The following is a 13,942-nucleotide window of genomic DNA, read 5'->3' as shown; positions in this document are numbered from 1 at the left end:
CACTGGTTCTGTAATTGTAGGAGGGATCGGCTTAGCTGGAGGATTGGCTTCTGCCGTTAGTGCCGCATCCACAGCTGCGCCCGTTGCGCCTTTTAGTTTTTCTAATTCATTTTTGAGTTTAGCATTTTCACTTTTATAGAAAGATAAGTTTGCGATATCATCTTCAATGATTTCATATTCTGATAATTTTTCAGAAAGTTCTTTGACTTTTGCCTCAAGGCCAGCCGTATCACCTTGTGGTTGCGGTTTTTCTTTAAGAGCATTGATTTCATTTTTTAGATCTGAGATTACTTTTTCTTTTTCACTCAATGCCATGGCAAGCTCACCATTCTGCGCTGCCGCAGGAGCCGATTGTGGCATAGCGGCTGAAGGTGTCGCCGCCGTAGAAAGTGTTTGATCGATTTGGCTTTGAGTCGCATCTGCGCCCATAAGATCATCCAGATTATCGATATCATCCAACGGACTCTCTTCTTTTGGAAAATTCGGCGGAACTTCGCTTGAAGCTTTCTTCTCTTCAGCAATTTTTTCGGCTTGGAATTCTTCTCTGCGAGACTTTGATGTCGTAGGTGCAGGAGCTGTGGCTTGAGTTTTGTCTTCTTTGAAAGATCTAAGGATTACAAAAACCACCAGTAGAAAGATGATCCCAAAGACGACTTGGATGATTGTTACGTTGTTATTGAGTAGAAAATCTATAGTTGATTGAGTCATCTATAGATTTTCAGGGCCACTGCAAAAAAGGTCAATAAACTCATAGCTTTATCCTAAAAATCCGGCACTAACTCTAGTCCTAGGTATTGAACAGTGCGTTGGTCACCCCAAAAGAGAGTTGATTGACGGGGCTAGACAGGTAATATCCAGACCTAAATTTACATTTTAATAATGACTAAAAATGACGCGGATTATAGGTGACCTATGCTAAATGAAATCAACAAAGAAATTATCGAAACTGGAAAGAACATTTTCCAAGCCATGGAAGACGAAAGCCAAAGTATTTTTAACAAGGACTGGTGGTACGGAAGAATCATGGACTGGTCGATGAAGAACCAAGATTTTAAAATAAAAATGTTTCGCTTCGTGGATGTACTTCCCTACTTGAACTCAAGCTCTGAAGTGACAAAGCATCTGAAAGAATACTTTTCTGATGAAAATGGCGATCTTCCAAAAATTTTTGGATTTGGTCTAGGCTTAGGATCTCTAGCTCCAGGATTATTATCCGGCGCTATCAAAAAGAACGTTACCGAAATGGCAAAGATGTTCATCACTGGTGAGAACCCAGAAGAGGCTCTCACCGTTTTGAAAAAAGCTAGAAAACAAAAATTAGGTTTCACTGCGGATATCTTGGGCGAAGCAACACTTTCGGAAAAAGAAGCTCAAGAATACCAAAAAAGATATTTGGATTTGATCGAATGGCTGGCAAAAGACACCCTGAATTGGGCGCCGGAACCACAGCTTGATTCTGATCAGTGGGGAGCCATTCCAAAAGTAAATGTTTCTGTAAAACTCAGCTCACTTTACTCACAAATCAAAACTCAAGCCTGGGAAGAGTCAGCACAGATTCTTTGTGAGAGACTTGATCCTATTTTCCAAACTGCAATAAAGAACAATGTGTTTATCAATTTGGACATGGAAAATTATGATCTTAAAGATTTAACTCTCGATGTTTTCAAGAGAATGCTCATGAAGGCTGAATATAAAAACTATCCTCACTGGGGAATTGTGATTCAAGCTTACTTGAGAGATTCTCATGACGATATAAAAATGCTTTGTGAGTTTGCAAAGAAGCGTGGTGTTCCTTTCACCGTGAGGCTTGTAAAAGGTGCTTACTGGGATTTCGAAACAATCATTTCGGATCAAAGACATTGGCCAATCCCAGTTTACACAAATAAAAAAGAATCTGATGCTAACTATGAAAACTGCACAGAAACACTTTTAAAAAACCACAGCTACATCAAAGCAGCATTTGGCTCACACAACGTAAGATCTGTGGCTGCAGCTATCGTGATGGCACAAAAATTCAATCTTCCTAAAAATGCTTTTGAAATTCAAATGCTTTACGGAATGGCTGAGCCGATTAAAAAATCTCTAGTGCGCATGGGTTATCGTGTGCGTGAATACGCTCCGGTAGGAGAACTCATCCCAGGAATGGCTTATCTCGTACGAAGATTATTAGAAAATACTTCTAATGAATCCTTCTTAAAATCAAAATTTGCAGACAATGTTTCCACAGAGGCATTGCTATCTTCTCCTCATGAAAACTTAGAAACGACGCCATCAGTGCGCACAAAAGATGGTTTTTACAACGAACCACTTTTAGACTTCACTGCAAAAAATAATCGCGATCAAATGCTTGCAGAAATTAAGAAGGTTAAAGCTGCGTCTAGTAATTCTTCTAATAATTCTAAAGTAAAAACTTATCCGATCGTTATTAACGGGAAAGAAATTAAAACTTCAAACACCATCACTAGTATCAACCCTGCCCATCCTAGCGATACGCTGGCGCAATTCTACGCCGCTACTCAGGAACAAGCTGAACTTGCATTAACGACAGCGCACAATGCTTACCCTGCTTGGTCAAAGACTCCGATCGCCACTAGAGCCGACCTTGTAGATAAATTAGCAAACATTATGCTTAAACGTAGATTTGAATTGAACGCTATCGAAGTTCTTGAAACGGGAAAGCCTTGGATCGAAGCTGACGGCGATATCACTGAAGCTATCGATTTTTGCAGATACTATGCTCGCCATATGCGAGAATTGGCAAAGCCATCGCGCGCAGGCCATGTCGCAGGAGAGCTTAGCCTCTATCACTACCAACCGCGCGGCGTTTGCCTCGTGATTGCTCCTTGGAACTTCCCTCTTGCGATCTTATCTGGAATGGTAGCTGCTGGCCTTGTAACTGGAAATACAGTTGTCATGAAACCCGCGGAGCAGAGTTCACTGATCGCTGCAAAGTTAATGGAGATGATCGTTGAAGCAGGATTTCCAAAAGATGTGGTGAGTTTCTTACCCGGAGTGGGTGAAGAGATCGGGCCATTCTTAACGGCTCATCCAAAAGTGGAAATCATTGCATTCACGGGTTCAAAAGCAGTGGGCTTGGATATTTTGAAAAAATCATCCGTAGTTCTTCCGGGTCAAAAGGGAATTAAGAAATGCATTATTGAAATGGGCGGAAAAAATGCAATGATTATAGATTCCGATGCAGATCTTGATGAAGCTGTGAGCGCCGCAATTTATTCGGCATTTGGATTCCAAGGACAAAAATGTTCGGCTCTGAGTCGGGTGATTGTTCTCGAAGATGTCTACGAAAGATTTTTAGGAAGATTAGTAGAGGCTGCGGGGAGCATTAAAGTTCTTCCGCCGGAAGATCCACAATGTTTTGTAGGCCCTGTCATTGACAAAGAAGCATACGAAAGAATTCTAAGAACTATTGAAGACGCAAAAAAATCTTCTAAAATGATTTTCCAATCTAAAGTGCCGAGTGAAGGCTACTTCGTGCCACCGACAATTTTTGCAGATGTCGATCCTAAGAGTAGCTTAGCACAAAATGAAATCTTTGGGCCAGTTCTTGCCGTAATCAAAGCCAAAGACATTGACGATGCATTAAAAATTGCAAACGACACAGAGTATGGATTGACCGGCGGCTTGTTCTCAAGAAGTCCTGCAAATATCGAGAAAATTAAAAATGAATTCGAAGTGGGTAACCTCTACATCAATAGAACCATCACAGGTGCGATGGTGGAAAGACATCCCTTTGGTGGATTCAAAATGACTGGTGTTGGCAGTAAGACTGGGGGTCCGGATTATTTAAAGCAATTCATGGAACCACGTGTAGTTACTGAGAATACGATGCGAAGAGGTTTCGCTCCGACTGAATAAGTCTTAGGACGACTCCGATCAATGCTCCAAAACCAAATCCTCCGAGGTGGGCCGCGTGTGCCACACCTCCAAATTCTTCCATGGTTCCCAAATATCCTGCGATGTCGGAGGAGATCCAAACAATCAACACCACCCACGCTGGAAATTTTTTAAATCCATGGTAGCCAATTTTTGGTAATACCCAATAGAAGCAATTGATTTTTTTATTCCAGAATAAGACGAGCACAAGCCCCATCAGCCCACTGATGGAACCACTCGCACCAATGAGTGGTGCTTCGGATGCACCAGAGAGCAATGTGAATACCTGTGCAGCCATAATTCCTGAGAACAAATAAAAACCTAAGAAATAGAGTGATCCCCACAGTCTTTCGATAAAACTTCCAAAAATCAAAAGGAACCAAAGATTTGAAGCCAAATGTAAAATTCCACCGTGTGCAAATTGATAAGAAATCTGACTAAAGATTGAAGAATGGGTTTTTGTAAGACCCATAATGTAAGACGGATCTTCTTTTTGATCTCTCATCATTTTTTCATAGGTTTCTTTCCAATAATCATACTGGATTTCATCCCCTACGAATTCTTGCTTTAAAGAATATTTTTTAAAGAATGAACTTCTAAATGCCAATTGCCCTAAGGTCAATTGACTCTCTGAATTTCCAATTCTAGCCTTGTAAGCAATTGAATTCAATAGGTCGCTAGACTCTTGAGGGTAACTATCAATGATTTGTGCAAATACATTTCCTTGTCCTTGAATATAAAAATCATCTTTATAAATTTTATTCATGGCCTCTTCGTGTTTGTTCTGCTCTTCTGAATAGGAAAAATAAAAAACGACATTCGTAAATAACAAACACCATGTTATCAGAGACCGAAACGTTGGAATACCATGAAAAAATGGAAGAATCATTTAGCCTCTTCATTGGATAAATTTAATAATTCTTTTCTCACTTCTTCAAAATCACCTTGGGACGCGATAGCTCTGTACTGATCATTTTTCTTCATAGCATTTTCTAAGGACTGGATGATTTTCTTAGCCACTGAATATTTCTTTAAATTATAGAACGCTACAGCCATGAGCTCGCTTTGCTCTTTTGATTTAAAGCTTGAACTTAAAAGTTTTTGGGCAACTGGCTCTGCCATTTCCCACTTTTTCTTTTCCGACAGTGCCTTTAAAAATTTTACACCCAACTGCTGATGATAAGATCCGGCGGCGTCTGTTGTTAACCACCAGTGCATTTGCTCTGTAAGATCCTTATCTCCAGCTGCGGTTTCGATAAGATTTGATCTCACTTCATAGCTCAAAAAAGATGAAGCTGAAGAACCTTTAAGAATATTTTTGTAGATTTGTTCAGCTACGGTGTTTTTACCCATATTTTGAGCTTTCACTGCAGCCAAGTACATTTGAATCCTCGGATCGTCAATTACGATTTTAAATTCTGAGATAATATCATCTACATTTATCATTCCACACTTATTCGTCTTGATGTAAGTGAGGAGAGTTTCTTCTTGAATGTACTCACTGGACTCAGTTTTCATTTTATTTACAAGAAGCTTACAACCATTAAATTCTTCCGTAGAACAGCCTCTCTCTATTTCTAGATTACACACGTCAGACAAAAACGAAGTCTTTTTAGATTCCGGTAAGTATCCATAAGTGCTTTGGAACAATTCTTTAGACTCAGCAGTCTTATCGACTTTCCATAGCGTAAGAGTTTTATATTTTCCTATAAAATCATTGAGAGATTTATTGGGCCACAGTGAATCCATCAAAGCCAGCAACTGGTCATACTTTTGAGTTTTGTCGTAATGTTTAATTGCCCACACTTTCATAAACGGGCTTTTAAATTTCTGGCTCTCTAAGATAATATCAGCACTCTTCCAATCTTTCTCTGACCACGCTGTAATGATATTTGTGAGTAAACACGCATCACCTTTGGAATCCAATTCGCAAACCTTTTTAAGATATTTGTCTGAGAATTTTGTATCATGTTCGTAAACAAAAGCTTTCGCTAAATAAGCCTTATCTAACTCTTCACCATAACTGATTGCTCTTTGAGCCTCTTTTTCAAGGCACTCCTCACTCACATTGTCCGTACCATAAAGCGTGAGCGCAATATCAAGTCTTGAGACTTTATCTGTCTTTGGCCAGTCTTCCTTAGCCTCCGTTACAGCATCACAAAGATATTCTGGCTGAGTCACAAACTCGCTTAAATTCTCAATGTCTTGTCTGAAAAAGAAAAATTGCGCAGCCGCAACAACACCAAGGTTAGCCACAACAATCACATATATTAATCTCACCCATAGTCTTTCAACAATCGATGGAGATTGTCCCACTTTTGCAATCCCCTTCACATAAGAATCTGCAAGACGATCGTGCATCGGACGACGTAAGCGATTTGAGAAAACTTCGAGAAGTGGGAAAAAGAAAAGTAGAATAGAAAAATAAAGCGAGATTGCTCTCACCAAAGAATTCATAATTGTAAATGGCTGCCCGTGGACAATCGGAGCTATCTCAAGATTGAATATTTTTTTACCAAGGGTTTTCTTGAACAAGAAAATGCTAACTGTGTGATACAAAATAAATATCGCTGAAGCGCCCAAGATGATGCAGCATACGTAAAGATTGATCACACCATCGTGCTCATTTAGAATTGCCGCTTGGACTTTCTTTTTGAAGGGCGACAAAAAGATGTTCGCCACAAAGCTCACAATAATAAGGTCCACCACAAAGGCTGCTAGCCTGTCCCACACGTAAGCCAAGGGCAGATCTTCGATATTTTTCTTAAAGGATTCTTCAAATCTACGAGTCAAATAGGAATTCTTCATCCTACTTTTTCGGCAAAAATCCAATAGGTTTTGAGTCTAAAAATGAACGGTCGATCCAGCTAGACTATTGTATTGCTGGGAATTTCATTGAGCGGAGTCTTCCGGATTTGTCAGAAATATAAGTCACACGGCCTAGGGTTTTGTTGGAAGCATCAAAGAGCTCTAAAGTCTGCTCGTTGTCTTCACCTTGAGCTTTTGACTCAATTGTTTTAACCAGAGACACATTTGGAACTAAAACGTCTTTATTTTCGATCAAAAAGTTTTCTACATTTGGAATGTACTTTGGGCGATCTGCGGAATCTGTTTCTTGAAATTTGATTTCAGAAATTCTTTCGTTATCAAAGCTAAAGGCGTATTTTCCTTCGAGTATTCCAAAACGGATTTGGTCAAGCTTCGAAGGTTGCTCGCCGTAGCTTGCCACTTTACGATTTGATTTTTCAGAAAGTTTTAGAGCCAAATCTTTTTGCCATTGGAATTCAAATTCCGCTTGTTCGTTCATAGAGGCAATTGTTCTTGAACTCTTAGATGAATCAAAATGAGACACAATCTTCTGATTGAAGAACGTGGCAAGAGCAACAACCGACAAAATGGATGCGGTTAAGGCTGCCTTCTTCTCATTGAGTTCTAGCTTCATCTGTACTCTCCTAGTACCTGGCGTTTTAAGTCTTATAACTTTGTTTACATTCTTTTCAGTTTTTTGGCTAGACTGATCTGTAGTACCGTTATTTTTGTTCATAGGCTCCCCACTCTTATTTACTAACTAATACTGCGAAGTTTGTGCCGTCCTAGATGAATTTATTTCGAGTTGAGGGTCCAAAAATGTGACACCTGTACATAAAGTTTTCGGTTAGCTATGGCGGATAACCGATTGAAAATACTAGACTAATTTCCAGCAGCCTACTCGACGTAGGTCGCTCTTACTTGGAACGAAATCGCGCTGTGGTTACAGTCTCCAATATCATCATCACCCGTCGTGATCATTTTAATTTGGTTCACTGATTGTGGTGCCATTGTAACAATTTGTTGAATCGTATTCTTGGGAATATCTACAAGAATTTGTCCATTTTGCTCTGTATTTGGAACACTACAAGTCGATCCACCATTGCAGTAGAGATGCGTTCCGCCCACATCTTGAGTTTTTCCCACAAGCTTTGACCAGTCATAGATGTATCCTGATCCGTCTTGAGTAAGGTATTTGTGCATATCACTGCCCGTGTTCATGACGATTCTATTATTTAGAGTTAAGATCACATGGTCATCGTATGTGAAAGGTTGTTCTGGAAAATCCAACTCCATATCACAAAGAGTTGCTCCAGCTGGAATTGCAAGATCGATGGATTCTTCATGACGAGCTTGCATTTTACCGTTCACTTTTCCTAAATTGCCCAAACTAGAATTACTCCATTTACAGTCATTGATTGAGCTGTATGAAATATCGATGATTTTTGTTTTCAAAGTTGAATTCGCACAAGTTGGAATAATATCATCTGGAGTCGGAATATCTGGATTTTCAGAATCTCCTTCCGTACCTACTAAAGAAGAACTCGAAAAACTCACAGGCTTTGAACAGTTCTGAAACGATATAATCGTAACAGCTGCTAAGATTATAAATATAATGGACATCTTTTTCATTTGATCTCCCCCCTGAGAATTTCAACGTACTCCTCAAATTGTGACCAGAGCGAGAGCTCTGGTCAAACTAAACTTTAGAGAATCATTGCCTGAGCAGCTTACTGCTCCTGACTTTGCCCGAGCTTACTGCTCAGGTGGAGGAGTCCCACCACCGCCGCCGCCGCCTACACATTGGTCGATCGGAGCAACTTGACAGAAGAACTTACCATTGTCTAATTTCACAGATTCATTCGTATTTGAATCTCTCAAATTTGGACAAGAATATTCTCCAAGGATAATTACGGCTGGAGCATTAATTTGTGCTTGCGACGTTTGGCCAGCTGCACATGGAGCTACCGGAACATCACGTCTAATTCTAATCACCACCGAACATTGTGAATTTTTGTCATAGAGTTCACTGACGATACCATCGTCCGCCGCTGAGGCTCTATATTTTGCAACTGCTAAATTCGCGTTAGCGATGGACTGAAGAGCCGAACCGCCATTGTCTTGAATATCACGAACTTGAATTTCTAATCCGTGTAAAAATTCAGAACCTTCTTTGTAGTAGTTGTTGGCTTTCATTGAAAACACAGCATTACCCGCTAAAGTTGTCTTCTTGTAATCACACTCGATTCTTCTTAAATCTGTATCTTCTGGATACTGAGTAATCAACACATCACCATTTTTTCTTTGATCTTCAATATCATTAGTAGCTGCACTTACTGCTGAAACATCCGCTTGTAAGTAAAAGTATCCTCTTTCTACAGCCAAAGCCACTGGCGTTCTTGCGATGTTGAAGCTTGGGAATTGCGCTTCAATCGTATAAGAACTTTCTTTTTCACAATTGTTTTTTACTCTCAAAGAAATTTGTCTGCTCTCAGCACCTTCTGTGACAAAGATTGAATAAATATCACTCAGTGATGAACTCGAAGTCCAAATCTCGTTTGGATTATCAAGGCTCACGGGATCGATAACGTAATCACCATTGAAGTCCCATGCAAATTGGAAATCTTCACCGCCAGACACTGACGCTGGGTTGATTGCGTAAGTAAAGTAGTTCAATTTACTTCCTGCCGTGATGGAAACGCCCGCTGTATTCAATACGGGAGTTTCAGCATCTAAACATTCTACTACCGTTGTAAAAGTCTTAACTCTTTCTTTGCCTTGAGAGTCTGTAACCTTAAGAGCCATAGGGTGGCGGCCCACTCGAAGATTGTCCAAGCTAAAGCTTTCACTAGCAACTGCTACGAAATTTGGAGCAGAAGGTTGGTAATCTGTGTCGATTGCAAATTGTAAGCTCTCCACTAAATCTTCATCTTGGGTGCCGCTACAATCAAATCTTACTGAATTTGTTTCTTTAGCATTTTCCGTGAACGTGTCTGCTCCGCTGATGGTGCTGAGCTTTCTATAAGGAGTGGTGTTGGCATTTAAATAAAGATCACAATTGATCTTTGCCGCTTGGTTCACAATTCCATCGTCGATGTCTTCTGCACCCAGGCCCGAGGCATTAGACAATGTCTTTGCACCTTCTCCGCAAGCACTTAATAACAACAAGTGCAACGAGCTCAGCGCTAGACAGAATAATAGCTTTGATATTTTTTGAGATTTCATATTCCCCCCTAAAATCTCGTTTGAGTCTCCCCTTCGAAACTCACTTTACTCTTATCTAAATTCCCCTTCTTGTATGCTCACGTTCCCATAAGGAGTAATTTGTTTTTCCGCAACTCTAAATACTATTTTTTCATCGATACTTTTTGTATTCTCAAACAAGAACACTCTGACCTTGTCGTTGTTCGAATGAACTGGCATTTTTTGAATGCTGTAAGTGAAACAATCTTGAACTTGGTCTGTAGAAATCATTTTTCCTGAGTAAGAAAGTGATTCTAAGTTTGCCACCAGACTGTTATGAACTCTGAGTGGTGAGTTTCTCTTTAATTCTTGATAGTTCGTTAAAGCATCCTGATCCGGATCGGTAAAAAGATCGCTAGTTCCTTGAATCAATTGGATTTGATTTACAAACGCAATCCAATCTGGAACGTAGTCACGATTTGAGTCTGGATCTCTTCTATCAGAACCCAAAAGCTTTTCTTCACAATCATTTAAGAAGTCTTTATCTGTATCAGGATAAACGTTAGTAGCTGTAGCTAACGATCTACAAGTTGTGAATGGATCAGCACCTGCTCTAGAGCAATTGACACCCAAACAAGGCCTGATATCGCCTGAAATTCTATATTCGACACCATCACCAACACCGTTACCATCGGAATCATAAGCCATACGGTCTGAACCCAATGTTCCTTCTTTAAGGTCCGACAAACCATCGGCATCAGAATCTGCCGTCAGCCTATTGCCTTCCCAGATTGTATTCGGATTTGTGATCCAAATTTCTTTTAAGGCAAATCTTGAAATTCTAATTGGTATTGCAAATCTTGAGAAGTCGATTTCTTGGCCCGAAGCGAACTCCAAGAAGTCTCCGTTACCTGTCATTGACATATTGTTCAATAGGTCTCTTGCTCCTACAGAAACTGGATCTTCATAATAGTAGGCCGTATTGATTTGAATGCCTTCGACGAATACTTTTTCTTCTTCTTCAAACGAAGTTACAGTTTCGATACGACCCAAGATCTCTTCCGCGTCTTGAAGAACTTGTTGAACAATCGGTTCACCATCAGAGATGAAGAACACTACATAATTAGAACTGATGATCTCTTCCTCTTCTTTTGCAGCTGCGATATCTTGTTCGATCATGTTTTGTAAATGCTCAAGAGCTGATAAATAGTTTGTAGAACCTGAGTCAATTTGAGCCGTTCTGTCTCTTTGATCGGTAACGAAATCGTAGAAAGCATCTTTATCATTTGTGAATCTACGCGCAACGTTGGCCTCACTATTGAAGTTGATCATGGACCAGTGAATGTATTCGTCGTTTTGGAAGCCTTCTACGAATCTTAATAGCGCATCAAATCTTCTTGAACCCGTAGGATCCGTGCCTGGAAAAGTAATAGAAGGATTTGTTGTGTCATATCTCAATTGATTAGAACCAGATCTATCAACGATGAAAATAAACTTAAGATTAGATTTGATTGTGTTGGCAGGAGTCGTACAGAAGTTGATACCCGAAGCACTCGTACTGTAGTTTACAGCTTGGTGAGGAGATAATTTGATGTCGCTACATGCAACTTGAAGCAACAATGCTACAACTAATGCTGAAATTTTAGCTGGAATTTTAATTGTGTTTCTCATCGCCCATTCCCCTTGTCTACATATTCCTAAAGCGTTAAATCCCCGTACCCTCTATAGAGCAAGGCTTATGCCTGGTCAGTTGCAATAGGATTTAACAGGACGTAGATTGTTGGACAGCTGTCGTCACTATCTACATTTTGGAAAGTTAGGATTAAAATTAGATCTAAAATTAGAAATCTCATTTTGGAACACAGAGAACTTAAATGGATTTCGTTATGCTGATTTATTTAATGAATTGGGTTGATTTGAAATTGAATCTTACGATCTGACAAAAGAGATCAATTCAATTCTTCGATGATGGTTTGATTTTGTACATCTGGAACTTGAATCAAATGACCTGAGCTGAAACCTCGAGACGAAATTACCGTAACGTCTCTTAAATATGAAACTTGTTCTTGTCCTTGAACGTTTTCCGTTTCTAAGAAATACAATTGAATTTTATTTCCATTCGACACATCTACGAGAGGAATATCACTCACGAGAACCTCGTAACACTGCTTGTTCTCTTCATTGAGAAAAGCTTGAACACTGTAATTCACTTTGTGTTTTAATATCTGAGTACGATGATCGGTAAAGATCAAGCTGTTCGCCATAACTTCTTCTAGATTGTTCATTCCATCACCATCGTGATCAAGGCCTGAATCCAAAACATCCAGTGCGTTCAAGTTGTATCGAAATTCAATACCATCAGGAATTCCATCTTTATCTGTATCTGGATCTCTGAAGTCTGTTCCCACGATGGCTTCCTCGCAATCTTTGAGAAGATCTCTATCCGTATCAAGATCTGGTTCATCACAAACCGCTAACGCTTGCTGGTTTTCAACATCATAACCGATTTGATAACTGAATAAATCTGTGTAACCATCACCATTCGCATCCGCAGATATATAAGAGAGATTGTATTCATCTCGTATTGATACAGTTTGCTCGAAGGTATCAGCCAAGCCATCTCTATCCGTATCTAAAAGAATTCTATCCGCAGCAGTTTGACTTGAAAGATTTAAAGAGAAAACATTCACAAGACTGCGTCCATCTTCTGGACAGTAGCTAGCTACCTTAATTCTCACATTTTTAACAGCGGGCTCAGGAGACTGAAGCTTAATCTCTGAACAGGCAGAGTTTAAAACTAAAAATAGCAGAGCTAAAAATGTATATATCAATTTATTTTTCAAACATTCCCCCACTAACATATAAAGCAATCTAGGGGCCAAGCTAACTACAATAGGCTTTAGAAGGCTGCGATTCGCTTTACAGCTGTCATCACCATCTACACTTTCTAAAATTAGGGAATCTCATTTTAATACATTTTTATTTTCTTCAAAAAGAAATCCATCAAGCTAAGACTGTAATAAACACATTTTCTAACGGTAAATTTAAACAAAAATTGTGACAGATGCTGCGCCGATGATTTGATGGATTATGATCTTAACGCTATATCAATTCATTGGACATTGATGCATGCGAGGCATGTTATGCCTATATCCAATATGATTGGTCACTTAGGGGTTATAATTGAAGCAGGTATCACATGGAAAATTTATCCGCATTGCCACTCAGACCATTTTTTTCGCCAAGTCCTAATCTGCGCAAGCAGTCTATAGTTTTGATTGATGATTGCAGGTCTATTCTTGAATTTCATAAAACTTTGCTGGAATTAGAACACTACGAGGTTCTCACAGCAGAAAGTGGAGCTGAAGCACTAACACTTTTATCACACATTAGTAGTCCCGATCTCATTCTGTTAGATATGCAAATGGATGGTATGGATGGAATTGAATTTCTAATTCAGCTGGAAAAAAATCAACCTTACGTTAGTAAAAATGTTCCAGTTGTATTCCTCACTTCACTGAAGTCTGTACCCGAAAGCAAAGCCATTGGCTGCATTCAAAAGCCCACAAACGCAAAAAAATTCATTACATCGGTCCGCCACTACATCGATATGGAAGTTCCGAAGCACTCCAAAACTTTTTCTTGCACCCCATAGTCCCAGCTTGCACTACAAAAGGTACCCCCTAGTTTTTCGCACTGTCATTGCGTCAAAACCCAAAAAGTGCCCTGCACCTTTATGTGTTGCAATTGCGTTATTTAAAAATATTTTTGAATTTATTTACAAATTTCTTGACGAGTTTCTTGATTGATTAGGAGGCTTGAGTTGAATTTATTTTTTCTTTCCTTTAGTTTTTATATTTTTATTCAGCCGTTATAATGAGAGACGAATAAGAATGCATAAATCCATTTTACTAATTGTATTTTCTATTTTTAAAATCGTTAAAAATTGAATTCTAAAAACATATGTTATGTTCTTCGTTATTCAAAGGAGAAACACATGACCTATAAACACTTATCAGATATCGATCTAGAAATATCACTTAAACAATCTGTCGCT

Annotated in this window: 10 protein-coding genes; 2 read left to right on the top strand and 8 right to left on the bottom strand. The window is 39.3% G+C overall.

The window, feature by feature from the left end; genetic code table 11:
* On the bottom strand, window positions 1–708 hold a 708-nt coding region (locus V4596_13265), incomplete at its 3' end, for a hypothetical protein (protein ID MES2770108.1).
* 204 nt (window positions 709–912) lie between these two features.
* Between V4596_13265 and pruA the strand changes: the two genes are divergently transcribed.
* Complete coding sequence (gene pruA, locus V4596_13260; GenBank protein ID MES2770107.1) at window positions 913–3,876, top strand: L-glutamate gamma-semialdehyde dehydrogenase; 2,964 nt, start codon at window positions 913–915, stop codon at window positions 3,874–3,876.
* Here the strand turns inward: pruA and V4596_13255 are convergent.
* The 7 genes from V4596_13255 to V4596_13225 all read right to left on the bottom strand — a co-directional run bounded on the left by V4596_13255 (window position 3,833) and on the right by V4596_13225 (window position 12,728).
* Complete coding sequence (locus V4596_13255) at window positions 3,833–4,783, bottom strand: rhomboid family intramembrane serine protease (GenBank protein MES2770106.1); 951 nt, start codon at window positions 4,781–4,783, stop codon at window positions 3,833–3,835. The genes pruA and V4596_13255 overlap by 44 nt on opposite strands.
* Complete coding sequence (locus V4596_13250; protein MES2770105.1) at window positions 4,780–6,702, bottom strand: RDD family protein; 1,923 nt, start codon at window positions 6,700–6,702, stop codon at window positions 4,780–4,782. The genes V4596_13255 and V4596_13250 overlap by 4 nt, the downstream gene beginning before the upstream one ends.
* 64 nt (window positions 6,703–6,766) lie before the next feature.
* Window positions 6,767–7,438 carry a hypothetical protein gene (locus V4596_13245; protein MES2770104.1) on the bottom strand — a complete coding sequence of 224 codons (672 nt, stop codon included), beginning with the start codon at window positions 7,436–7,438 and terminating at the stop codon, window positions 6,767–6,769.
* Between the two features lie 161 nt (window positions 7,439–7,599).
* The gene (locus V4596_13240; GenBank protein ID MES2770103.1) at window positions 7,600–8,334 is read right to left on the bottom strand and encodes a hypothetical protein; all 735 of its coding nucleotides are present in this window, start codon (window positions 8,332–8,334) and stop codon (window positions 7,600–7,602) included.
* Between the two features lie 123 nt (window positions 8,335–8,457).
* Complete coding sequence (locus V4596_13235; protein ID MES2770102.1) at window positions 8,458–9,927, bottom strand: hypothetical protein; 1,470 nt, start codon at window positions 9,925–9,927, stop codon at window positions 8,458–8,460.
* A 51-nt stretch (window positions 9,928–9,978) separates the two neighbouring features.
* Window positions 9,979–11,556, bottom strand: coding sequence for a VWA domain-containing protein (locus V4596_13230; protein MES2770101.1), 1,578 nt, complete (start codon window positions 11,554–11,556; stop codon window positions 9,979–9,981).
* A 278-nt stretch (window positions 11,557–11,834) separates the two neighbouring features.
* The gene (locus tag V4596_13225; GenBank protein ID MES2770100.1) at window positions 11,835–12,728 is read right to left on the bottom strand and encodes a hypothetical protein; all 894 of its coding nucleotides are present in this window, start codon (window positions 12,726–12,728) and stop codon (window positions 11,835–11,837) included.
* 356 nt (window positions 12,729–13,084) lie between these two features.
* Between V4596_13225 and V4596_13220 the strand changes: the two genes are divergently transcribed.
* Window positions 13,085–13,540, top strand: coding sequence for a response regulator (locus V4596_13220; GenBank protein ID MES2770099.1), 456 nt, complete (start codon window positions 13,085–13,087; stop codon window positions 13,538–13,540).
* The last annotated feature ends 402 nt before the right edge of the window (window positions 13,541–13,942 follow it).

It is taken from the genome of Bdellovibrionota bacterium, assembly GCA_040386775.1.
GTDB lineage: Bacteria > Bdellovibrionota > Bdellovibrionia > Bdellovibrionales > JAEYZS01 > JAEYZS01.
Note: the sequence above shows the minus strand (reverse complement) of the source record. Positions and strands in the feature narration are given on the sequence as shown.

Coding starts and splice junctions, on each gene's coding strand:
- pruA (MES2770107.1), top strand. CDS start 913: ATGCTAAATGAAATCAACAAAGAAATTATCGAAACTGGAAAGAACATT.
- V4596_13255 (MES2770106.1), bottom strand. CDS start 4,783: ATGATTCTTCCATTTTTTCATGGTATTCCAACGTTTCGGTCTCTGATA.
- V4596_13250 (MES2770105.1), bottom strand. CDS start 6,702: ATGAAGAATTCCTATTTGACTCGTAGATTTGAAGAATCCTTTAAGAAA.
- V4596_13245 (MES2770104.1), bottom strand. CDS start 7,438: ATGAACAAAAATAACGGTACTACAGATCAGTCTAGCCAAAAAACTGAA.
- V4596_13240 (MES2770103.1), bottom strand. CDS start 8,334: ATGAAAAAGATGTCCATTATATTTATAATCTTAGCAGCTGTTACGATT.
- V4596_13235 (MES2770102.1), bottom strand. CDS start 9,927: ATGAAATCTCAAAAAATATCAAAGCTATTATTCTGTCTAGCGCTGAGC.
- V4596_13230 (MES2770101.1), bottom strand. CDS start 11,556: ATGAGAAACACAATTAAAATTCCAGCTAAAATTTCAGCATTAGTTGTA.
- V4596_13220 (MES2770099.1), top strand. CDS start 13,085: ATGGAAAATTTATCCGCATTGCCACTCAGACCATTTTTTTCGCCAAGT.